The sequence below is a fragment of the Rhodococcus sp. NyZ502 genome, from assembly GCF_041464245.1.
GTDB classification, from domain to species: Bacteria; Actinomycetota; Actinomycetes; order Mycobacteriales; family Mycobacteriaceae; genus Rhodococcus_F; species Rhodococcus_F qingshengii.
On record NZ_CP167156.1, the window covers coordinates 196,478 to 219,388 of the forward strand.

At 61.2% G+C, this 22,911-nt stretch carries 18 protein-coding genes; 4 read left to right on the plus strand and 14 right to left on the minus strand.

The annotated features are described in order from the left end of the window. Window positions 1-334: 334 nt before the first annotated feature. The 4 genes from ACBG85_RS29980 to ACBG85_RS29995 all read right to left on the minus strand — a co-directional run bounded on the left by ACBG85_RS29980 (window position 335) and on the right by ACBG85_RS29995 (window position 5,363). Window positions 335-2,638, minus strand: coding sequence for a cation-translocating P-type ATPase (locus tag ACBG85_RS29980; protein ID WP_047270630.1), 2,304 nt, complete (start codon window positions 2,636-2,638; stop codon window positions 335-337). Between the two features lie 48 nt (window positions 2,639-2,686). After that, a complete protein-coding gene (locus tag ACBG85_RS29985; protein WP_030537788.1) occupies window positions 2,687-2,914 on the minus strand; it encodes a heavy-metal-associated domain-containing protein in 228 nt (75 codons plus the stop codon). Between the two features lie 514 nt (window positions 2,915-3,428). Next, window positions 3,429-5,012: a multicopper oxidase family protein gene (locus ACBG85_RS29990; protein ID WP_030537787.1), complete on the minus strand. Its 1,584-nt coding sequence runs from the start codon at window positions 5,010-5,012 to the stop codon at window positions 3,429-3,431. 81 nt (window positions 5,013-5,093) lie between these two features. After that, window positions 5,094-5,363, minus strand: coding sequence for an SHOCT domain-containing protein (locus ACBG85_RS29995; RefSeq protein ID WP_030537786.1), 270 nt, complete (start codon window positions 5,361-5,363; stop codon window positions 5,094-5,096). A gap of 140 nt (window positions 5,364-5,503) precedes the next feature. Between ACBG85_RS29995 and ACBG85_RS30000 the strand changes: the two genes are divergently transcribed. Together ACBG85_RS30000 and ACBG85_RS30005 are read left to right on the plus strand one after the other, a co-directional pair. Continuing rightward, complete coding sequence (locus ACBG85_RS30000; RefSeq protein ID WP_030537785.1) at window positions 5,504-6,262, plus strand: response regulator transcription factor; 759 nt, start codon at window positions 5,504-5,506, stop codon at window positions 6,260-6,262. Next, entirely contained in the window at window positions 6,259-7,440 is a 1,182-nt protein-coding gene (locus ACBG85_RS30005; RefSeq protein ID WP_030537784.1) for an ATP-binding protein, read from the plus strand. The genes ACBG85_RS30000 and ACBG85_RS30005 overlap by 4 nt, the downstream gene beginning before the upstream one ends. A gap of 149 nt (window positions 7,441-7,589) precedes the next feature. On the opposite strand, the gene ACBG85_RS30010 is transcribed toward ACBG85_RS30005, so the two are convergent. Continuing rightward, window positions 7,590-8,339 carry an acyl-[acyl-carrier-protein] thioesterase gene (locus ACBG85_RS30010; protein ID WP_051720985.1) on the minus strand — a complete coding sequence of 250 codons (750 nt, stop codon included), beginning with the start codon at window positions 8,337-8,339 and terminating at the stop codon, window positions 7,590-7,592. 601 nt (window positions 8,340-8,940) lie between these two features. Between ACBG85_RS30010 and ACBG85_RS30015 the strand changes: the two genes are divergently transcribed. Beyond that, entirely contained in the window at window positions 8,941-10,170 is a 1,230-nt protein-coding gene (locus ACBG85_RS30015) for a prolipoprotein diacylglyceryl transferase family protein (RefSeq protein ID WP_051720982.1), read from the plus strand. Between the two features lie 239 nt (window positions 10,171-10,409). On the opposite strand, the gene ACBG85_RS30020 is transcribed toward ACBG85_RS30015, so the two are convergent. From ACBG85_RS30020 to ACBG85_RS30045, 6 genes are all read right to left on the minus strand, one after another. Then, window positions 10,410-11,357: a M56 family metallopeptidase gene (locus ACBG85_RS30020; RefSeq protein ID WP_019747376.1), complete on the minus strand. Its 948-nt coding sequence runs from the start codon at window positions 11,355-11,357 to the stop codon at window positions 10,410-10,412. Further along, a complete protein-coding gene (locus ACBG85_RS30025; RefSeq protein ID WP_019747377.1) occupies window positions 11,354-11,713 on the minus strand; it encodes a BlaI/MecI/CopY family transcriptional regulator in 360 nt (119 codons plus the stop codon). The genes ACBG85_RS30020 and ACBG85_RS30025 overlap by 4 nt, the downstream gene beginning before the upstream one ends. Before the next feature lie 399 nt (window positions 11,714-12,112). Then, window positions 12,113-13,297 (minus strand): Ig-like domain-containing protein, encoded by a 1,185-nt coding sequence (locus ACBG85_RS30030; RefSeq protein ID WP_019747378.1) that lies wholly within the window; start codon window positions 13,295-13,297, stop codon window positions 12,113-12,115. A 185-nt stretch (window positions 13,298-13,482) separates the two neighbouring features. Then, window positions 13,483-14,154, minus strand: a complete 672-nt coding sequence (locus tag ACBG85_RS30035; RefSeq protein ID WP_223304577.1) for a DUF305 domain-containing protein — start codon at window positions 14,152-14,154, stop codon at window positions 13,483-13,485. A 519-nt stretch (window positions 14,155-14,673) separates the two neighbouring features. After that, a complete protein-coding gene (locus tag ACBG85_RS30040; protein WP_030537779.1) occupies window positions 14,674-16,599 on the minus strand; it encodes a copper resistance protein CopC in 1,926 nt (641 codons plus the stop codon). 7 nt (window positions 16,600-16,606) lie between these two features. Next, window positions 16,607-17,449 carry a F510_1955 family glycosylhydrolase gene (locus ACBG85_RS30045; RefSeq protein WP_019747382.1) on the minus strand — a complete coding sequence of 281 codons (843 nt, stop codon included), beginning with the start codon at window positions 17,447-17,449 and terminating at the stop codon, window positions 16,607-16,609. A gap of 521 nt (window positions 17,450-17,970) precedes the next feature. On the opposite strand from ACBG85_RS30045, the gene ACBG85_RS30050 reads away from it, so the two are divergent. Next, entirely contained in the window at window positions 17,971-18,297 is a 327-nt protein-coding gene (locus ACBG85_RS30050) for a metal-sensitive transcriptional regulator (protein ID WP_051720984.1), read from the plus strand. A gap of 294 nt (window positions 18,298-18,591) precedes the next feature. Here ACBG85_RS30050 and ACBG85_RS30055 read toward each other — a convergent pair whose 3' ends face one another. The 3 genes from ACBG85_RS30055 to ACBG85_RS30065 form a co-directional block, all read right to left on the minus strand. Next, on the minus strand, window positions 18,592-20,916 hold the full coding sequence (locus ACBG85_RS30055; protein WP_181991982.1) for a transglycosylase domain-containing protein: 2,325 nt from the start codon (window positions 20,914-20,916) through the stop codon (window positions 18,592-18,594). Then, the gene (locus tag ACBG85_RS30060; protein ID WP_054186705.1) at window positions 20,913-21,701 is read right to left on the minus strand and encodes an N-acetyltransferase; all 789 of its coding nucleotides are present in this window, start codon (window positions 21,699-21,701) and stop codon (window positions 20,913-20,915) included. Before ACBG85_RS30060 ends, ACBG85_RS30055 begins: the two co-directional genes overlap by 4 nt. Before the next feature lie 96 nt (window positions 21,702-21,797). After that, window positions 21,798-22,247, minus strand: coding sequence for a hypothetical protein (locus tag ACBG85_RS30065; protein ID WP_147343784.1), 450 nt, complete (start codon window positions 22,245-22,247; stop codon window positions 21,798-21,800). Window positions 22,248-22,911: the final 664 nt, after the last annotated feature.

The window sequence follows — 22,911 nt, forward strand, 5'->3', positions numbered from 1 at the left end:
CTTGCGGCAGCGACTGTGCGGATACCTCGGTGGCATGTTCCCGTGTTGTGGCAGATCGTCGGCACCTCTGGGGCGTGATGTTGTGGGGTCCACGTGTGTCTCAATACTGAGCCTGCCGGTGGCGGATATGCCTTGGTTAGATGTTTGGTGAAGATTCGATGAAGGACCATGGTGTCCCAAGCAGTCGACGACTGCCCTCGTCCGTGATGGTGGTCGTCGTGAAGTGAAACCTTTGGATTCGTTGCGGGTGGACAGTGGGACCTCTCCCGCACATCGCGTCCGAAGAGTTCAGGGCAGACGGAAGGTCATCGGGGCAGTCGAATTCGGGATCAAATCAGTGATCGGAGCTTGTGGCATGACTGGTGAATCGTCGTAGGCGCAAACTGTTCGTGACGACGAAGATGGAGCTGAAAGCCATGGCAGCGCCGGCGATCAGCGGGTTCAACAACCCCAGCGCCGCCAGAGGCAACGCCGCCACGTTGTAGGCGAAGGCCCAGAAAAGGTTCCCTTTGATGGTTTTCAACGTCGAGCGCGACAGACGGATCGCATCTGCGGCGGAGCGCAGGTCGCCTCGGACAAGGGTGAGATCGGAGGCTTCGATGGCGACATCGCTGCCGGTGCCCATGGCCAGACCTAAGTCTGCTTGTGCCAGAGCAGCGGCGTCGTTGACACCGTCACCGACCATAGCGACTGTATACCCACGGCTTTGGAGGTCTTTGACGGCGCTTACTTTGTCCGCGGGCAAGACTTCGGCGATGACATCGGCGGCTTCGATCCCCACTTGTTTTGCGACGGCGACGGCGGCGCGAGCATTATCGCCGGTCAACAGGATGGGACGTAGTCCCAAGGTTCGGAATGCAGTGATGGCCTCTTTCGAGGTGTCCTTGACAGTGTCCGAAACGACCACGATTCCGCGGATCGAACCGTCCCACGCAACCCACACCGGGGACTTTCCGTCGGCTTCCGCGTCGTGTGCGGCCACTTCCAGATTCTTGGGTGCGACGAGAGACCAGTCCTGCTCTAACCAGGTTCGCCGACCTATAGCAACGGCTCGGCCGTCTACGACACCGGAGACGCCTCGGCCGTCGTGGTTGGAGAAACCTTCGATTCTCGGCAACGGCCGGCCGTCAGCCCGAGCTGCAAGAGTGATGGCCTGCGCGATCGGGTGTTCGGAGCCGTCCTCCAACGCTCCTGCGACAAAAAGTAATTCGTCGATATTCTCGCCATCTGCGCCGACTGTCGAATCGACACTCATGCGCCCGGTGGTGACGGTCCCGGTCTTGTCGAGCACGATGGTGTCGACCTGACGGGTGGATTCGAGAACCTGGGGGCCTTTGATGAGAATCCCCAACTGGGCGCCGCGGCCCGTTCCGACCATCAGCGCCGTCGGTGTTGCCAACCCCAATGCACAGGGGCACGCGATGATCAGCACGGCAACGGCGGCGGTGAACGCCGTCACCATCGAGTGACCGGTCAAAAGCCACGCACCCAACGTCATCAGTGAGAGAACGATGACGACCGGGACGAAGATTCCGGAGATGCGGTCGGCGAGACGTTGGACCTGAGCCTTGCCGTTCTGTGCATCTTCGACCAGTCGTGCCATCTGAGCGAGCTGAGTGTCGGCGCCGATACGAGTTGCTCGAACGAGGAGTCGCCCTCCAGCGTTGACGGTGGCGCCGACAACGGCGTCGCCAGGGCGCACTTCGACTGGCACGGATTCGCCGGTCAGCATGGAGGCGTCCACCGCAGATGTGCCGTCGGTGACGATGCCGTCGGTCGCGATCTTTTCGCCGGGGCGTACGACGAAGATGTCACCGACCACCAATTGTTCGGTGGGAATTCGGATCTCGGTGTGTTCCCTCAACACCGCTACGTCTTTGGCTCCCATGTCCATCAGTGCGCGTAGGGCTGCACCCGACTGCTTCTTGGCGCGGGCTTCGAAATATCGCCCCGCCAGTATGAAGACGGTGACCGCAGCAGCGACTTCCAGATAGATGTGGTCCGCTCCGCCCTCCTGCTGTGGGAACAGGCTGAACTCCATCTTCATGCCGGCCATTCCGGCATGACCGAAGAACAACGCCCACAGTGACCACAGGTAGGCCGCCGACACCCCCACCGAGATCAGAGTGTCCATTGTTGCCGCGCCGTGTCGGGCATTCGTCAGTGCAGCGCGGTGGAAGGGGAGTGCGCCCCAGACGACGACGGGAGATGCGAGCGTCAAGGCCAGCCACTGCCAGTTCGTGAACTGCAATGGCGGGATCATCGACAATGCGACCACAGGCACAGTCAATGCGAGCGAGACGAGCAGTCGGGTCCGCAGTTGCGAAGCCTCGTCCTGGATTCGGGCGTCCACCCCGTCGGTAGTGCCGACCTCCCCGGACGAGCCCTTGGGGGCAGGCAAGGTGGCGGTGTATCCCGTTGCCTCGACGGTGGAGATCAAGTCTTCAGGTGCTACCGCACCCGTGAAATCGACCTTCGCCTTTTCGGTCGCGTAGTTCACTGTCGCGGTGACGCCGTCGATCTTGTTGAGCTTCTTTTCGATTCGCGCGGCGCAGGAGGCGCAGGTCATGCCGCCGATGACCAGTTCGACACTGTGTGCGGACTCGGCAGCGACGGTCGTGTTGTCCAGGGTGCTCATCAGATGTACCTCTCCTGACCTGCCTACGCTGGCGGTGTGGGCGCCCGGTCAGATGTTCGCGAGATGATAGTTGCCGGCTTCGTCGAGCGCGGCAGTTACTTGTTCCTCGGTCAGTGGCGCTGAAGCTGTGACGGTCACGGTGGAGACTCCTCCGGCGACGAGATCGATCTCGACCTCGCTCACTCCGGGGAGGGCGCGCAGCTCGTCCGTGACGGCGCCGACGCAATGCCCGCAGGTGAGGCCGGTGACCGCGAACGTGTTGTTGGTTGCAGACATGATGTCCTCCGTAGGGGTGGGCGCGGATGTCGTGGGTGATTTCTTCGTCGAGTTGCATCCACAGCCGCGTTGCGTCTTATCGAGTAGATTCGGCTGCGAGTTAGTCTGACCGCTCATGATTCCCTTCCCGTCTGGTACCCCAGGGGGGTACCTGTTTCTACTATACTCGCGTTAGGAGAAGGTGAGTCAAGGCTGCGCCTCGACTACTTCCGTCGGACATTTGGTCGGATTCTCCCTCGTGTATTCGCCCGCGCAGAGAACGTCGAATTTCGAGCGCCCGTGGAGTGTCGCCAGGTGTACACCGGAGCCATGGGCAGTTGCGCCGTTCGCGGGATTTCGATCCCAGTCCAGCGGCAGGGCAGAGGCCGGGGATTCCGGGACGCTGACCCGATGCCGGGGCGGCCACAATCTCACCTCGCCGAACGGGGTAGGAAGAGGCATCGAATGAGATGCCGGCCCAATCAGGTCGCGCCTCCCGTGCTGGTGTGATCGTGTGTTCGGACGTCTCCACGTGTCAGACGATGTAGCCCAAGCGGGTCATCATACCCGACTCCTGGTGATATCCGTTGTGGCAGTGGAGCATCCAGTCGCCCGGGTTGTCGGCGATGAGATCGACAGCGACAGATTCCATCGGACGAACGATGACTGTGTCCTTACGAGGGCCGACACCGCCGTCACCTTTGACCACTTGGAACGTATGCCCGTGCAGATGCATGGGATGCCACATCATCGTCATGTTGGTGAACGTGAGCCGGGCTCGGTCCCCTTCTTTGACGGTCAGAGGTTCGGTTTGGTCGTAGTTCCGACCGTTGATCGTCCATTGGTAGCTCATCATGTCCCCCCCGAGGTCTGCCACGAGATCGACACCGGTGCCATCGCTTCGCGGCAGAACGACACTTTCGGCTGCAGTGAACGACTCGACCGTGCCCACTCGACCTGCCAATTCCCGAGGGAGGAACGACGCGTCGGGCGCAGCGCCCGAGCCTGTACGCAGCAGCGTCCGAGCCTGAGCGTTCTTACCCTCGGCCGCGGCGACGAGCGGGAATACACCGTCCTTGACCGTGACGATCACGTCGTAGCGCTCACCCATGCCGAGGAGAAGCGCATCGACTTCTGTCGGTACGACCGGAAAACCGTCCGTATGGGTCACGGACATCACGTGATCGGCAAGGGCGACTCGAAAAGCGGTATCCGCACCCGCGTTGATGATGCGAATACGCACACGCTGACCGGGAGCGGCCGAGAAAGTTGTCGGTGCAGAAGCTATCCGCCCGTTGATCAGATAGTACGGATAGCTGACGTCACCCGCGTCCCCACCGAGCAGAGCGCTTGATTCTACCGAGTTAGGGCCACCCGAGGTGGCGGGCAGCGTGGTTTCGGCCGACCCGTGGTTCATTCCACCCATGCCAGGCATGTTGCCCATCCCGGATCCGCCCATCGAACCCATGCCGTTTCCGGACTGAAGGTCGGAGAGGATCTGTTGCGGACTCGTGCCGACTCCATCCGTCCAGTCGTCGAGAACCACGATCCATTCGGCGTCGTAGTCGACGGGCTCGCGGGGGTCGTCGACGACGATGGGGAGATACAGGCCGTAGTCGGTGTCGAGACCGACATGCGGGTGAGCCCAATACGTTCCCGAATGAGGTACTGAGAACCGGTATGTGAAGTTCTGCCCCGATTCGATGTTCGGGCTTGCCGGCATGGCGCCGTCCATGTCGTTGCGAAGCGCGATGCCGTGCCAATGCACCGATGTCTGATGATCGAGTCCGTTGTTGACGGTGATCGCCAACTCGTCACCGACATTCGCGCGAATCAACGGACCGGGAACACTGTCGCCGTATGCCAGAGTGCGCACCGTGATGCCGCCGAGATCGATATCGGCACCCTGCGGATTGAGCGTGTAGTCCACGGTGCGACCGGTATGCGGGCGCGCTGCCTCAGCGGACGTGATGGCATTCTTGTCGAACGGCGGGGGGTTCGGGTTGGACGATCCGCTGGTGGTGCATGCGGTCAACGCCAGGCCACCCGCCCCCGCCGCCGTGGCGGCGAGAAACGTACGTCGACTGAAAGCCGATCCTGTGAACGGCGCAATAGCCATGATTGTGATTGTCCTTGTCTAGTCGTTGTGGAGAAACGGAACTGATACGCCACCGAGCCCGGGGCGCGCGTGCGGCAGAGGTCAACGACTCTCGTGTCGACGAGAGGATCGATCCAAAGCTTCACTGCGGGAGCGATACTCGTCATCGTCGATCTCGCCGCGGGCGTAGCGCTCATCCAACAGATGCTGCGCATTCGTACCACGGAGTTCGCTGCGGGTACTGCGCCTGGGACGAAACAAAGCAAGTAGGGCCGCAATGACCAACCCCCAAAATGCGATCATCGCCAGCGCCATCAGAATCCAGCTGACCCAACCCATTCCATAACCCGAATTCTCGCTCCACCACATCATGTCCGTTCACTCTCCTCACCTTCGACAGTGCTCGCCGAACCCTCTGGGATCGGTGTGCTTTCTATGAAGATTCGCTGAAGAGGTGACCGCATACCGTGTATCGCGTGCGCAGCGGCGACTGAGCAGTCCACGATGGTGGCATGGACAGTACGTCAACACGGTCAACCGACGGGTACGCAGGTTTTCGGGCACTGGTCGTCGACGACGAACGCCCACTGGCCTCGATCATCTCGAGTTACCTCGAACGAGAGTCATTCGAGGTGAGTGTGGCCTACAACGGTTTCGACGCTCTCGCCCTGGCACGTGAGGTCGATCCTGATGTGGTGGTCCTCGATCTCGGGTTGCCCGGTATCGACGGCATCGAGGTATGCCGGGAACTTCGTACATTTTCGGATGCATACGTGGTGATGCTGACTGCTCGCAGTGAGGAAGTGGACACCATCGTCGGGCTTTCTGTCGGTGCCGATGATTACATGAGCAAGCCGTTCAGCCCCCGAGAGTTGGTAGCGAGGATCCGCGCGATGATGCGCAGACCCCGCAGCGGAGTCGCGCACGGTACAACTGCGAGAGCGGTAACCCGAGACGAGGAGAGTCCGCCAATGACGTTCGGGGTGCTCAGGATCGACGTTGCCGGGCGAGAGGTCTCGGTCGCCGAGAAACCGGTTCTGCTGACTCGGACGGAATTCGACGTGTTGGCGGCATTGGCCGCTCGGCCGGGGATGGCGTTCAGCCGTCGGCAACTGATCGAAGCAGTGTGGGGTCCTGCGTGGACGGGGAACGAACATCTTGTCGATGTTCATATCGGTCATCTGCGCCGCAAACTCGGCGATGATCCCGCCGCGCCTTTGTATGTCAATACCGTGCGCGGCATCGGGTACCGAATGGGTTCCGGAAAATGACTACCCTGGAAGAACTTTCGTCTCATCAGGGGCGTACCCGCCGAGGACTCGGTGTCGGCGTGCGTTTGTTGATGGCCCAAACGCTGGTCTTGGTGGCAGGAGCGGCCACCTCATGGGTCGTTGCAGTCACTGTCGGTCCGAGTTTGTTCCGCGAGCATCTGCGCCGCGCGGGCGTGCCTCCGATGTCTGAGGAGCAAATGCATGCCGAGCAGGCATATCGCTCGGCAACTGCGGTCTCGTTGTCCGTGGCGATCGGCGCAGCTGCGTTGTGCGCGCTGGCTGTGACCTGGTATCTCAGTCGTCGGCTGCAGCGGTCGGTGACTGCGGTGTCAACTGCCGCCACGGCAGTCTCGGCGGGAAACTACGCGGCCAGAGTCCCGCCGCCGCAGCTCGGTGACGACTTCGACGCACTTGCGACGGCCTTCAACGAAATGGCGGTCCGTCTCGAGTCTGCCGAGTCGATGCGTCGACGGTTGCTGGCAGATCTCGCGCACGAGATCCGGACGCCGGTAGCTGTTCTCGAAGCATTCATGGAAGCGCTCGAAGACGGAGTGGAAGCTCTCGATGATCACACCATTGCGATGCTCAGAGATCAGACCCGACGTCTGGCACGGTTTTCCGGCGACGTCTCGGCGCTGTCCGATGCCGAGACGAATCGAGCTGCAATCGAACCGACATGGACCAGACCTGAGGTACTGGTGAGCTCAGCGGTAGCGGCGCACGAAGAACGATACGACACGAAAGCAGTCATTCTGAGCGTGGACGTCCCCGGAAATCTGCCGTCGGTGTGGCTGGACCCGGAGCGCATAGGGCAAGTGTTGAGCAATCTGCTCGACAACGCACTGCGCCACAGTCGATCACAGAGCACAGTGAAGGTGCGGGGACGGGTGAAAGGGGATCGGTTCATCCTCACACTCACCGACGAAGGCGATGGAGTCGCCGCCGAGCACCTCCCCTATCTGTTCGAGCGTTTCTATCGCGCCGACGCAGCACGCGATCGTGCTCACGGAGGGGCAGGGATCGGACTGTCCATCGCGAAAGCACTCGTCGAAGCACACGGTGGACAGATCACCGCCGCGAGTGACGGAGCCGGGCAAGGCACCACCTTCGTTATCGCGTTGCCAGTACATCGTCCGAAAGGGCGGCACATCGACTGCCGGGGAACTGTCGATGCGTGACATTCGACGCGACATTCGAGGTAATGGAAACGCTCCGGGAACACCCACTCACCCCGCCGCTACCGGCACACCTGGTCAAGAACTCGTGAGGTGAACCGATCAATGACGATTCAAGAGACCAGAGCGCAGAGGTGACCCGGCCCGGGGACTTACACTTCGATCGCTGTGACGTAGGCACTCGCGCACACCGAACCCGAGACCAGGAACCAACTACTCAGGCTCTCCCCTGAACTGTGATACCGCACGGTCACGTCGTTTCCCGCGGTGATGGGAGAGCGATATTCGAGAATCGCTCGGTAGGGGAGTGGATTTCGGGGTCCGGCCCAATCTCTGATCAGGTCTTCGACAGGCTGCCAATACGTGGCGTTGTTGACGTGGTTGAACGGATCGATATCGCTCGATCGTAAGACGAATGTCGTTTCCTCCCCATCGCCCGGATGAGCGGTGTGCCAGGGTTTCCACTTCAATCGGTGATCGTTGGCGGTCGAACCGAGTCCGGCCATGAAACTCTCTTCGATCCTGGAAGGCATCCCGTTGACCGGATTGAGATTTATCCAGAATCCTTCGGTCTCGATCAAGCCGCCGCCGTCGGATTCGATGCGGACACGCATCGTGCACCACCTGCTCGACAACCCCGAGCACCATCTGCGCATGCGCACACGAGCCGGCCAGCTGACCGGACGAATGACATCGATGACTGTGCGGCGCACGACCCACACCGGGTGGGCAGCCGCTGCGCCGCTCGCATCGAGATCGTCGAAACCGATGTCCTGCAGATAACGTGCAACGCCATCGAGTCGCACCGTCCCGGAGACGTCGATATCTCCCGTCCGTACCGGCCGAGAGGTTTCGAACACCGCGCCATTGGTCGGCAAATCCACCAGGCGGTGGTTGCGCATCGCGTCAGCTTCCATTTTGCAGATCCCTTAGATGTGATTGTTCGCTTCGATACTTTGCACACCCTTGCTGCAACGTAGTGCGATCCCTACGCCCAGTCCCGCATCAGCCGCCGGGTCTGCCGCAGTCGTACCCAGTAGTCCGTGCCCGGTCTCCGAACATGGTGAACAAGGAGCCTATCCAGTCTCGCAAACTACTACACTGTCCGCGCGATTGCCGGTTGACGTTCGATGTCCTTTCCAGGTCCTTCTTGAGTGTGCCCAAGATCGTTGCGGCACCATGGAATTCCCATATTCCTCGGCTCGGCCTCGAAGCGCCTCGTCTCGCCGCAGTGCCCACCCGCGCGTTCGCGCTCGACCTCTACCTACTATCCAGGTTCGTAGTTCAGCTACTATCGACCTTAGTAGTTCGGTGGGCATCCGCGCCAACCGAGAGATTGGGGCGACGGTGAGCAAAAAATCAACCAAAACCCGCGCGAAACAGCGGTCTACGACGCAGAGTCGAGCCCGACGCGCCACGTCACCGAAGCGGAACCCCACTTCACGACCGCACGACGAAGTCGGCACAACACCCCGTGCTAGGCCCAGTCCGGCCGGTAGTGCCGTGGAAGAACTGGCCGCAGCGGCCGCAGCGGCGTATCTGAGTAAAGCAGCGCCGACGCCAGCCTCGGCCTTGGCTCAAGCACCGCCGGCGCCGGCCATCGCCGAAAAGGCGATGCCCACCAAGCCATCGGGCACTGAACGCGTTGCCCGGCCATTGGGTGACGACGAGTCGACCGCTGCAACGGAACTCGCTGCGCCCGGCGGTGGGTGCGCTGAAGCGTTCACGCAGATAGAACCACAGGGGCTCGCAGCAACGTACTGGGGAGAATCGCCCGAGGTTACTTCCGATCTGTCGATTCTGTTCCGAGGAGCCCGCAACAGCCCGGGCAGCGAACCGGAACGTTTCGAGAGGGTCACCCACGTCAACGGTGTTCCAGCGGGGGAACGCTTCGCGGTGACTGCGAGAATCCGCGGAATCGCCACTGGTAGTTGGACTGTCAGTGCCGAGCGCATCGAAACTCCGGACGACACCACCGGGCAGTTCGACATCGCAGCTCCGCAGACCGCCACGGCCTGGACTACCGCAGCGCCATTGGTGCACGGGCCCGGCGTGCGACTCTGGACGTGGCCGCTGTTGGTCGGTTTGGGTGCAGTGTTCGCCATCGTCATGCAGGCACTGCTCTTGACCCGTATGAGCGAGAACGCCACTGCGGCAGTTCTCATTTCGATCCTCGGCTGCCTTCTCGGCTACGTGGGTGCGAAGCTCTGGTACTTGGCACTTCACCGCCAGAGCCTTCGAAAATTCGTCTCTGCCGGCGCATGCATACAAGGATTTTTGGTGGTGTCGCTCGCGGTATTGGTGCTCGGCGGAGCAGCCTTCGGTCTGGGCGTCGGTGTGTTACTGGACATGACAACGCCCGGGTTGTTTCTCGGGATTGCGATCGGGCGCCCGGGATGCTTTTTGACAGGATGCTGTTCGGGTCGACCTACCAGGTCGAGATGGGGAATGTGGGCTTCGGACCGGACTCTCGCGGTGCGCCGAATCCCCGTGCAACTGATCGAAGCGTTCGCAGGCTTGATCATCGGCCTCGCGACACTGATTTTCGTCCTCTACGGCACCGAAACGCCCTATGACGGAGCAGTATTCGTTGTCGCCGCGGCTATCTACACGTGGGTCCGTCAAGGGTTGTTCCCCTATCGTGCGGACCCTCATACACGGCGCGGGCGGCTTCTGACCAGCGCGGCATGCGGAATTGTCATCGTCGCGACGATTCTGCTGGGCGTGGTGTGATCGTGACCCAGAGTAGTAGCCTTTTGCGCTTTTCTGCCGATGCCACGTGCGCAGAAGGTGAGTCTCACGAAAATTGGGATGGCCACGAATCAAGTTTCGCGCGGGATCTGGCCAATTCGATTGGCGCCGCGTTCGGTGCATGAGGCCGGTTCAGTTCGAGGAGGGGGTGAACCGGCCTTGAGCACTGGCCCCCTGCGGGCCGGACTCCTTGTTCGTCCACGACCCGGTTTCGCACTGTTTCAAGCACCTGCTGCGCATGAAGCCATCGCCATCGCACCCAGTAGCGCCAGAAGAGGCGCCGCAGGTAGGACGATCGCCGTTCCGCAGGCAGCAAGGGTGCGGAGGTAGCGAATGGGCGCCGGGTGGTGGGTGCGGTGGGAGGACAGACGATCAAGTCGCAACGCCAGGCAATCCTGCGCTATTCCCAGAGCCGCCACGGGCACCTCGTGAGGTGTCATACTGCAGAGTGCGCGGTGCACGGATTCGCGCCCATGCTGACGAACGGCTCGGGAGTCGGCTTCGATTTCCACCAACGCACGGACCAATGGGGGCGAAGATCGCATGATCGGAAGCCACGGAAACGCGTAGGCGAGCGTTTGAGCTGCGCTGACGAGCAGATGGTGCCGCCCCGTGATGTGTGCTCGTTCATGTGCGAGTACTGCAGCAAGAGCCTCGGTGTCGAGTTGATCTCTCAATCCGTCGCTCGCAACTACAAGCGCGGGGCGCCCAGCGATACTGTAGGCGAAGGGCACAGAAACCGGGAGCCAGAGCAGTGACGAGGACCGTGCACCCCCCAGAATGCGCAGCAACCCGAGGTGCTGCTGGTGTAGCTCGCGGCGAGTGCGGGAGAAGCTGAACAGATGGACGGTGCCTCGCACCGCCCCGATGACCAGGGCTGACCCACCGAGTACACCCACCGCCGTCTCGAGCCTGGCCGGCGCGTCGTCGTGAAGGGCGAGCCAACAGCTGTGGGCGAATTCGATCAGCGACGAGACACCACCGTGACTGGGTAAAAGGCTCAAGATCACCGGGACACTGATACTCACTACAGTTCCGAGTGCCAGAGCGCCCCACAAGACGAGGACGACATGCGGATCAACGCCGCGACGCATCATCGATCCGAGGAACAGCGGGGAGAGTGCGGCAACGAGAAGGCCACCGACCGCCCACGCGAGGACGGCTGTCACTTCTTGCCTCGTTCACGCAATCCACGCGCCAGGATCTTCGATTCGACGTCGGATGTCCCGCGAACAAAATGCAACAGGACCCCGGTCGGGTCTCCGGTGGATTCGAGAAGTGCGCGCAACCCGTCAGCTGCCGCTTCCTCGCGGCTTCGCGTGGCTTCGTACCAGTACGCGCGCCCGTTTCGCTGACGATGCACCCAACCTTTGCGATGAAGATTGTCCATGACGGTCATCACCGTCGTGTACGCCGGTTCACGGTCGTCATCGAGGCCGTCGATGACGTCGCGCACACGGACCGGTTCGGTGGAGCGCCACAGCACATCCATCACCAGCGCCTCGAGCTCTCCCAGACCTTGCATTTTTCCTCCTCGTAGAGCTGCATTCGTCACCGCACCGTGCGAGTGCCCAACCTGCAACCTCCGTCGCTTTCGTACGGGGCCCAACCAGCGCTGTCGGTGATTCGTCGGTCACAGTGATGTGGGACCGCTCGATGAGGGTGTCGTGTCGACTCTGCACGCTGGAGGTTGCCGAGACGGCGAACCGAAGCCCTGTAGAAATACTATCTGTTCTGCTTCCCGTCGCCGCCCCGATACGGCGGCGGTGTCTGGCGACCTCCTCCCGTGACGATCTGCCGAACCCCTGTCAGCTCTGACAGTGTCAAAAGGTTTATCCAGCACTTTCGCGTCGACTACGGGAGAACGTCTCGCGCGGAGCTTCTGTTTGCGATTCAGCATCGTTTGCCGGCAGGGCGACAGGTCTTACAGCGCGCTGCCTTCCGACCATCGGTCCCACGGCACACTCCAGTCGCCGTTCTGCCACAATTCGAGAGGGGCGCCGCCGGTATTGCGTATCTCCACGACATCTCCGGGAAGCGAAAAATCATAGAACCATTGAGCATTGGCGCGACTGAGGTTCAAGCAGCCGTGTGAAACATTGGTATTGCCTTGCGCCCAGACTGTGTCTTCGAGTTCGTGAAGGTAAATTCCGTCGGTGCTTATTCGGGTGGCGTAGTTGATTTTTTCCTTGTACCCCAGCCGGGAATTGACGGGAAGTCCGTAGGTCGACGAGTCCATGATCACGGGGTTGGCCTGATCGAGGACGGTGTAAATGCCTGGTTGGGTCCAGAAGGAGATCGTTTGGCCGTTGACGAGCTCGGTTCCTCCCATGCCCATCGATGTCGGCATAGTGCGCACAGTTTTGCCGTTGCTCGTGACCGTCACTTGCTTGGTCGTATCGTCGGCGACGGCGATATGCGAGTCGCCGATGGTGAATGCAGTCGTGGCGTCTTCCTGTCCGAACAGTCCGCCACCGAGCGGGACGCCGAAGACCGCAGCCCGGACCGTGACCTCGGTGCCGGGGGGATAGTACGCACGAGGTCGCCAGTGAACATTCTGGTCATCCACCCAGTACCACGAGCCTTCGAGCGGCACCGACGTTTGCACAGTCAGGCTTTTCTCCGCCGCTGCACGATCGAGGATCGGCTCGTCGAAATGCGTGACAATAACGATCCCTACCCCGAAAGTGCCACCATCTGTGAGGAGGTTACCCCCGGCCGTCACGAAGGATGGTTTGGTCAGGTTCCGCGGCTTGACTGTGGAGAAGGTGCTGGACTGATCGAGACGTGAGCCATCGTTTTGGGTGGCTGACGCTGTCATCGTGTAGGTCTTCCCGTAGTCCAAGGACGCGCCGGGTTTCCACACCTGCCGGTCAGGGGTGAAGATGCCATCGACCACAGCCCCGCCCACTTCGGTGAGCACTACCGAGTCGAGCCTCCCGCCAACAGATTCCACCGTGACCGGATCAAGGGGGTTGACGGTATCTGTCCCCCCGGAAGGAGTCATCACCAGCGCGGAGACAGGAGAGTCGTTCTCGGCGGGCGCACCCGTGTCACTCGGTGCGGACTGCGGTGCTGTGGAGGTGCATCCTGTCAGCGTTGCGACCATAAGGACAAGGACGACTAACCCTGTATGCCGTGTTGAGGCCATAATTGTTCCTTCACGTCAGTGGGTGGGGAGCGCCGACGAAGACAGTGATTCGCAAGGGACGCAAGTAATCAGATGGAAGATCAGAGCGGACAACGAGAAGAGAGGCTTCGACGGACAGGCCTAGCCACTCGCCAGTTTCCGGATCAGTTCTGTTGCAAAAGTGCTTGCATCGCGGTGATCTCGGACTGCTGTGCGGCGATGATATCGGTAGCCAATTGCTTGGCGTCGGCGTTGTCGCCATCGGATAGTTCCGATTGGGCCGTCGCGATCGCGCCGGAGTGATGTTCGATCATCATCTTCAGCCACGCGGTGTCGAAGTCCCCATCGCGCAGCCCCTCCAATTGAGCGATCTGCTGCTGGGACATCATTCCTGAATCAACCCCGCCGTGGTCCATTCCATCCATGGAGTCCACAGGGGAGGTGGCGTCGGACGTAGGTTGACCCCATTGTTCGATGAGCGCTGCAATCTGATCCATTTCGGGCCCGCGAGCGGTTTGGATCGAAGCGGCGAGTTCGAGTATTCGAGGATTGGTGGTGCGACTGTCAACCATCTTTGCAATCTCGACGGCCTGTGCGTGATGTGGATACATCATCGCGACGAACTGCATATCCGCGCTGTTGGCGCCGTTGGGCTGCGAGGCCGCGGAGGAGTTGGACATGTTTCCGCTGTCGTTGCTCGACATTTGGCTCATGTCATGGCCGCCGCAGCCGGCGATCAGCATCAGACCGGCGGCAGACCCCGCTGAGACTGCGATACGTGTGGAAACAGCACGTGTAAGCATCATATTTTTCTCCTGGAATGTGTTGTTGTGCAAAAAATTCTTCTGGGGAGGGGCCGTCGACTCGGATGGTCAGTAGTTCCGCTATGAGCGTCTGTCGTATCCGCAGCGCCGACAGTTGGTTGTGTAGGGGCAAGGTGTCGTGCACGATGCACGTCTGCGGCAACAGGGGAACGTGCAACCCTCCACTCACGCGTGCCGGTATGATCCTTGTCTTCGCGCTCGATGACGACTGTCGCGGTGATCAGCGTGGTGTCGTGCGCGCCGGGCAGGACCAGCGAGGTGACGGTGGAACCTGCAATCAGAAGGTTGCGGTGATCAAGACAAGCGACAGCAGGGGATGAGTGGTTGAACAGACTGCAGGCCAGAGCCACCGCTACCGGTTCGTCACCCTGCGTATGCCGTAGGAATTTCGAAGGCCTGGGCGCGGCCAGTGCGCGGGTGCGACAGAACTGGCAGGGGTGAATGAACGAGTAAGGGGAGATCATCGCAGCTTCCGTTCCTATTGCACGGTGACAGTTCACTGGACGTGAATATCTCGTCAGTTCTCCCCCATCAGTTCACTTCGGGGTAGACGAAGGTGCGGGTGATGAGATGTTTTGCATCGCTTAGTGTTTCGGAAACTATTCGTCCAGTTTGGTCGAGGTCGAGCAGTACGTTCATACCCGCAGCCGGATAGCCCAATGCCAGACGGAGTTGCCGTCCGGCGCTGGGTAAGCGCACCGCGATGGGCGCAGTCCCGTCCGCATACGGCTCCTGGGCGAGGAAGAACTCGCTGGACAGACTTAGTTGCTGAGGTTCGGGTCCGACGTTTGCGGCATCACTGGTCACCGATTCGTAAAAGGTCAGATTCTTCTGAGTGCGGGTGATATCTACGGCTCGAGCGAGATCGGTGTCCCCGGACTGAACAGGCCATGGAATTAACATGCTGACCGTCCCGCCCAGCCACCCTGTCGCCGCGGCCTCGAGCGTGAGCATGCTTTCACCCAGTGGCCAATCGGCTTGCGCCACGAAGCATCCGGATCCGCACCCGCGCAAGGGAAGGGAAGTGTTCTGCCCGCTCGCCCGCAGTGCGCCGATCAAGGTGTATTCCTGGTCCGGTTCCTGAGCGTAGTAGTCGACGCGGCGCGGAGTCGACAGTCGAACCACCAGCTGCCCTTCGCTGGCGGCGACGCTCACCCCAATCTGTCCAGCCAATGTTCCCAGCGGCAGAACCGGACCGATGGCTGCAGGTGGTCCCGGCTGGGCGGGTGAATTGGCAGGCGCCGTCGAGACTAATGCAGCACTGATGGCGAGCACGGAGATCAGGAGGATGCTCTCGATACGAATCTGATTGCGCAGTTTGCCCACTTGTTCAGTTCTGCGCATCGTCCGCCGTGCAGATATCGCCACACCCGAGGCGGCGATGACGAAGAGTAGTTTGACCGTCAGAAGTTGCCCGTACGGGGTGGAAAACATTGCGGCAACGGGGATCAGCAACAATGCCGAGATCGTACCGGTGGTCACGACGACGATGAAGGTCCACAGCGCAAGTCGTGTGTAACCGGCCACGACCCACCGAACCGGGGCATGCTGACCCCGCCACGCGAATGCAGTGCGAACCGTGTGGAGCAAAGCGCCGACCCAGATTGCCGCTGCCGCGAGATGAACGGCGGTGAGAAACGCGCCCCATCCGGGAGCGACGACGTTTGCGTGCGAGCGCAGCCCTTCGGCGGCAATGACCAGCAGAAGGGCTGCGCTCGCAAGTCTGGGGCTCCCCGCGGCTTTCAGCGCCAAGGCCAACATGAGCCCACACGTCTCTACGAGCAAGATGATGCCCGCACGTTCTTGCCATAGCGCAGCAACGCTGGACGAAGCGGCGAGCGAAACCATAAGGCCTGCAACACCTACCAAAGCAATACAAGCGCCGGCCGGAAACCAGGTGCGCAACTTCTTCAACGAAGGGTTCTCGGCGTGCGGTACAGACGACAATCTCTCCGCGACAAGTGTCCCGAGCGCGAGGGCGAACCCGACGAACAGCAGCCACCGGAGCACGGTTTCCGTCCACGAGGTCGAGGCGCTGTCGTCGCCACCGCCACCGCCGCTGTCGGTCAAAGCGAGGCCGACGGCAAACCGAAAGTCTTCCTCGACGAGGTCACCATCTGCGCCGATCACTTGCCACCGGACGGTGTAGGTGCCCGGCGACGGAGCATCCGAGAGCCGGGAAGTGATTGCACGGCCACCTTTGGACGACTCTGCTGCCTCCATCGGGCTCTCACGGCCTGCGCCGTCCAGGACTTTGATCGCATCGGTCCCGGCGGTGACTTGTTCGTTGAAGATCAGGGTGATGGCTTGCGGAGGCTCGGAAACGGCAGTCTCCGAGCCAGGTTCGGTAAAGAGCAGCGTGGGGTGAGCGTTGGCGATGCCGGCGCCCAGAACCACAAGGACTCCCGCAACGAGCACAAGTGTGATGCTCTGGAACATTCGAACGAACAACGACATGTTCAGGTCAGTTCAAGGCATACAGAGACTGAGAAGTCGCCGCGTACGCGCTGTCGTAACTCGCCGCAGTCAACGCTTCGACTGCTCCGACATTAGCGCGCTTCTCCCAGCCTTTTCCCTCCCTGCTCCGCCAGGCGAATCCATCTTGATCGACCCCCCACAGTGCATCCGAGGAGCCCGCGATCAGCACCATGGACGGCGCTCCAGCGACCTTTGTGAAGGTGCGCCCGTCGTCGCTGCTGTACTGCAGCCCTGACGAGGTGACAGCCCATGTCCCACTCTCGGTGAGAGCGAGGGACGCCACACCCAGGGCACCGCCGGATTCCCACGACTTTCCCTGATCCTTCGACACCGTGACACCTCTGGCCCCGTCGAAGCCGACGAGTGTCGTGCCATCTGTAACCAGAGAATGAAAGTCGACCTGTCCCGCGAGCGAGCTATCCGTCCAGGTTCGGCCGCCGTCGTTGCTGGTGCGTAGGCCAAGTGGGTTGGCTGCGGTACTGGACGGTCCCGGGTGCCCTGAGGAAAAGAGCGTGTCACTGCCCGCCACGCCCGCCAACCCCATCAAATCGTCGTCGGAATCACCCACTCGCACTGTGTCGCCCGAATCTCCGATCGCGAACAGTCCGCGATGCGTACCCGCCAAGATGGTGCCATCGGCGTTGATATGCAACCCGTGCAGATGGTCAAGTTCGGGTGTGAGCTCCACCCCTGGTATGGGCGGGACGATGGACTGGCCGGCCTTGTCGTCGTTTCCCTGCGTCGAACAAGCCGCAAGAGAAACGGCGATGAGAGCGGCGCCGACGAGCCCCACGATTGGGGACGTTCGCGCACGACGACTATTGGGCATCTGGGTGTCTCGTCCTGTATTCGAAGGGATGGCAACATTTCCGGGCGACTGGTACCTTATCTACTAAGATGCATAGTAGATGAGGGTGTTGGCTGGCTGCGAATTCACCCCCTGCAATGGTCTAGTGCAAGGGAAATGCTCGCCGTCGAAGCCCCTGATCTGATACGGCAGGGAGGTGCAATTGGTCTGGTCCCACGCACGGGTCGACGGGATGACGGCGCATCGCGTCATTGGTGGCGCAACCGGCGGTGGGCAGGAAGTTTGAACACAGGGCGGGTGCAGCGGTACTGCCTAGCCCTGGTGGCAGGAATGATTGAGAGTTCTTCTCGTGTGGTCACTTACCCGGAGATCTTGCAGTTGGCGAAGCGCCCATACAGACGGGATGCTGCTCAACGTGCCTTCGTGTGTGCCACTGCTGCACTACACCGTAGCCAGGGCAGGTCCAATCGATTGTCGCCCACCATGGAGACGACGTGATTTCGCGTCTGGCCCACTACGGGCGACGAGACCAGGGGAATCTCGTGGGCACAACTAATCCGGTTGGTCCAGGCCGTCGTGACTATGCGACCCACGGATACATCAGCGCAAAGGACTTGTACCTCAAACGCCTCAAGCGTATTGAGGGTCAGTCGCGAGGGCTGCAGCGAATGGTTGAAGAAGAAAGGTGCTGCATTGACATCCTTACCCAAATATCGGCGATGAAAAAAGCGCTGCATGCAGTAGCTATGGAATTGCTCGAAGACCATCTCAGTCATTGTGTCGTCGATGCCGCCGCAAGAGGGGGCGCCGAATCCGACGCCAAGATCAGGGAGGCCGCCGAGGCGATCAGACGGCTCGTGAATTCGTGAGGACCCTCCCATCTGATGTCCGAAACGATCTACTAGTCGGTGGGGCGGAATTTCGATGCCGTTTTATCGAAAGTCATTTACTTAGAATGTAGTTACGATCGAATCATGTTTTTTGAATGCGGGAGCGGGCGGCACATAGGGAAGCACTCCGCATGTTCCGTATTCCGGAGCGATTTCTGCTCGCCACAACCGGGATCCGAGGTCCTCGACGGGAATCGAGTTCATGATGAGCGCGTGCGGTGGCAGTCCCCACCGGGTGGGGATCGCCGAAGCATCATGGTGGCGCACCCGGGCTTATCGTGGGCCTGGGGTATCTGACGGTGATGGGCTCGTCGTGGTGGTGCTCGGTGTCGAGGATCCGTCACTTATGTACAGGGTGATGGTGGAGCCCGGAAGTGCCGCTCCCGACGGAGCTGTCGCGGTTGCTGTCCCTCTCGCGCTCGGACTTGACGTGAGGGAGACCGTCACTTTGAACCCGGCGTTCTGCAACAGAGATGTTGCGGCGGACTCGGTCATCCCGACCACGTCGGGTACCTGATCCCCGGCCGAACCGCGAACATATTTCTGGTCCAGCGGGGGTAGCGTGATGGGTCCGAAGTTGCTCGCGATCGGTCCCATCGCGTTGTACCACGTTCGGGCAGGTTCATTGCCGCCGTACAAATCGCCCGAATTGCACGAGCGCAGTGGGAACGAACAGATGGCACTCGGCGTCGGCGAATCGCCATAGGTATACACCGCGCCCGCGTAGCGATTGGTGAAGCCGAGAAAACCAGAGGATCGGTTCGACTCGGTGGTCCCGGTTTTTCCCGACATCGGCAGAGACCATCCGGCAGATTGGGCGGCGCCGGATGCTGTGCCCCCAGGTTGATCGTCCTTGCTCATCGCGTTGGCCAAGGTGTTCGCCAGCCCGGGGTCGACGACTTGTTCGCATCCTTGTTGCGTCATCGGCACCGGGTTGCCGTCGCTGTCGACTATAGAGTCGATGGGGGTAGGCGGGCACCACACGCCCGACGATGCGAGTGTGGCTGCGACATTGGAGAGTTCGAGTGGATTGACGGGCGTCGGACCGAGGGTGAACGAACCGAGATTTTGCTCTTTCTGAAGATCGGTCATGCTGCGTTCACCTTGGCCCGAGGTGCCCGGGTCGTTGTAGGAGCGTAGTCCGAGGCGTACGGCCATCTCGATGGTCGGTGTGACACCGACGGTCTCGAGTAGTTTCACGAACGGGGTGTTCGGAGATTGAGCCAGGGCGTCCGTCAGTGACAGAGATGCCGGGTAGTTGCCTGTGTTCTCGACGCAGTAGGTGGCCACGGGGCATCCGCGTGCGCCGCCGTTTCCGAGACCTTTGACTTCTACGCGCCGCGGCACCTGCAAGACGCTGTTGCTGCCTAGCCCTTTTTCCATAGCCGCGGCGGCGGTAAAGATTTTGAAGATCGAGCCGGCACCGTTGCCGACCAGCGAATATGGTTGCGGCTGTACGGTCTGAGCTGCATCGGCGTCGAGCCCGTAGATGCGACTACTACCCATCGCGAGGAGGCGATGCTGTTCCTGGCCGGGCTCGATGATATTCATCACCGACGCGACACCATCCACGTCGGGGCTCGTGTTGCCGACGAGGGCAGTTCTGACCGAGCCTTGGACGACCGGGTCGAGGGTCGTTCTGATCAGGTAGCCGCCCTTGTCGATTTGTTCGCGGCTGATCCCTGCCTCTTCGAGGTACTGCAAGGCGTAGTCGCAGAAGAACCCTCGGTCGCCGGCGGCGATACAACCGCGTGGCAGTGCGTTGGGTTCCGGGAGCACTCCCAAGGGCTGGGTCTTGGCTGCCCGAAGTTCGTCGGCTCGGTCGGGAAGGTTATCGATCATGGTGTCGAGAACGGTGTTGCGACGTATCGTGACCCCTTCTGCGTTCGTGTACGGATTCAGTGCCGAACTGGACTGGACCATGCCCGCAAGCATGGCCGCCTGTACGGCGGAAAGCTTGCTGGCGTCGATGCCGAAGTAGGTCTGGGCGGCGTCCTGAATTCCGAAGGATGCGTTACCGAAGGGAACCAGGTTGAGGTATCGGGTCAGGATTTCGTCCTTGGTGAGTTGTCGATCGAGTGTGAGCGCCATACGGATCTCACGAATCTTGCGGGCCGGTGTCGTTTCGATAGCTGCCCGCCGTTCCGAATCGGTCTTGGCCAGCACGAGTAGTTGGTAGTTCTTCACGTATTGCTGGTTGATGGTCGACGCGCCCTGTTCGACTTGTCCGCTTGTGGTGTTGGTCAAGAACGCCCGGAGCGTGCCTTGCCAGTCCACGCCTTGATGATCGGCGAACCGTCTGTCCTCGACGGAGACGATCGCCAGTTTCATCTCATTGGAAATCTTCTCGCTCGCCACCTCGAAGCGGCGTTGCTCGTACAGCCAGGCGATCGGGGTGCCAGCAGCATCGACCATGGTCGAGACACCGGGAACAAGGCCCTCAACCAGTTCGGACGAGACGTTTTCGACGGTGTTCGACGCCTGGTTCGATGCGTATCCCAGGCCTCCGGCGAGAGGAAAAAGTACACCCGCGAGTAGGACTCCGGCGAGTATCGTGCAACCGACGAGTTTCGTCACGGTTCGTCGTGCGCTGGTCATGTCGTTCCTGCCTTGTTCGAGTTCGATGCGGGCGCAGTCGCGGGAAGTGCTCGGTGATAGACCTGCATGCGGCACCCGTCCCGGTCGAGATAGACCCGCGCGGGTATCCATCCGAGTCGGTCGTAGAAGCCGTGTGAACTGTCCGAGTCGTCGTCGCCTACCGCGGTAACGAGTTCGGCGGTCGGTGTGCCGTATCGGGACGCAGCGGTTTCGAAGGCGACAGTGAGCTGCGCTCCGATCCCATGTCCGCGCTGTGTGGGGTCGACGGCGATGGCGACCAGCACTGCCGTTGCATCGGCGGGTTCCCGGGCGGATGAGTGGTTTCTACGTGCTTTCGGCGGGCGGAGTGAAAGCAGTTCGCTCACGGCTGAGCACCACGGCCGGGCTCGGGTTCGAACGAATCGAGCAGCGAGGCGTGGCCGCACTGCCAGTGCGATGAATCCGTGCGCAGCAAGAGAAACCACTGTCCGGCGATCGCGCAATACCTGACTCAGGTGCGCCCGGTGATCGAGTGTTCCGAGGAGAAATCCCAGAATGTTCTGGTCGGCGTCGGCTGCGACGAACGCAACTGCATGGGGTCGTGCGACGAAGCTTGCATGCCAGCGCCGCAGGAATCGATATCCGAGTTGGGGGAACAGGCCTACCGGTAGGGCCTCGAGGTGCAGGCGGGCGCTGGTGGACAGGTCGGGGAGAGCGGCGTGGCGGACATGGATGGGGCCGAGTCGTGGTGCACCGGGTGGTTCCGGTGCGGACGGGGGCCGGGTAGAGCTGACTATGACACGCACGACGGCGCTCCTGTGGTGCGATCGCGCGCCATCTCGACAGATGGCAGACGCTGAACCGAGTTGGGTGTGGAGGATCTGCTGGCTAACGCAGACCTGTCACACCCTCAGCACGCAGGCTGCGTCGAGAATCGATACGGGACGCATTGTCGCGTCGACCGCCGAAAAGATTGCGCTGGTTTGCTTTTCACCGTCAGGGTGGGGGTATGCCCATGCGACCCAGAGTAGACGCAAGGCGGCGACGACGAGCCCTAGCGAGACAATCGCCAACAGCACGTGCATCGAATCGAGCCCCGAAGCGGGGCTGTCACCCTCGCCACGTATGTCGTGAGCATGGCCGGTAAGGACGCTGTCACTGTCGCTGGTGGCGTCGGGTCCATCGGCGACGAGTTCCATGACAGCGACCATCGGGGCATGGCTCGCAGCGATCGACGAACTCGTAGGCGTGTGCGTGATCTGCGACGACATGAGCACTGTGAACACCGCAGCGAGTATCGCGGCACCGAGCAAGGCCCGCTGCACCGCCGCGCGTATTCGTATCGGACACACACCGCAAAGATAGCATCGGTGAGAGTTCAAATTCAGAAGTGCGCATCCATCGATGCCGAAACCTACGACGGACCGGCGGTGCCAGATGCAGAGGTAGTTGACGAGGTAGGGGCACGGACAAGGTATACCGCCGGGATTTGATCGCGAGTGCACCGAACATCAGGTACGTCCGGGGCGTCACTTACCCGTTATCGAAGATGATGGAATCCGTTGTCTAGCAATAATATTGGGCCTGAGCTCGAACGGGTTTCCCGGGCTGACCTAACGCCAACCAATTGTGCGCCGGGGTGCTCGCCGAGCCGTCTCCGTCCCGGGGCGCAGCAGGGGGTGGGGCGCAATCTCCCACGGCGACAGCGGGCCCCGGAATGCGTCGGCGGGGTTCACCGACGTGTGCCAGGAGGTGGGTGTAACCCGATCGTGGGGTGTGGTCGGGGTACCCCTGTCGATATGATCTCTTGGTTCAATGCTGTTGTCGGGCATCGTCATCAACAATGGGCGGGTGAGACTTGCGTCGCCGTCTTCCGCTGGGACACGTATTACAGGATGCGACGTAGACGCCGCATTCTCGGCCGGATCTCCGTCCGATCGAGCACGAGCAGCGATCAGCTACGTCAACCATCGTCGCATAGAAATTGGTGTCCGCATCTCGGGGGAAGCATCCTTA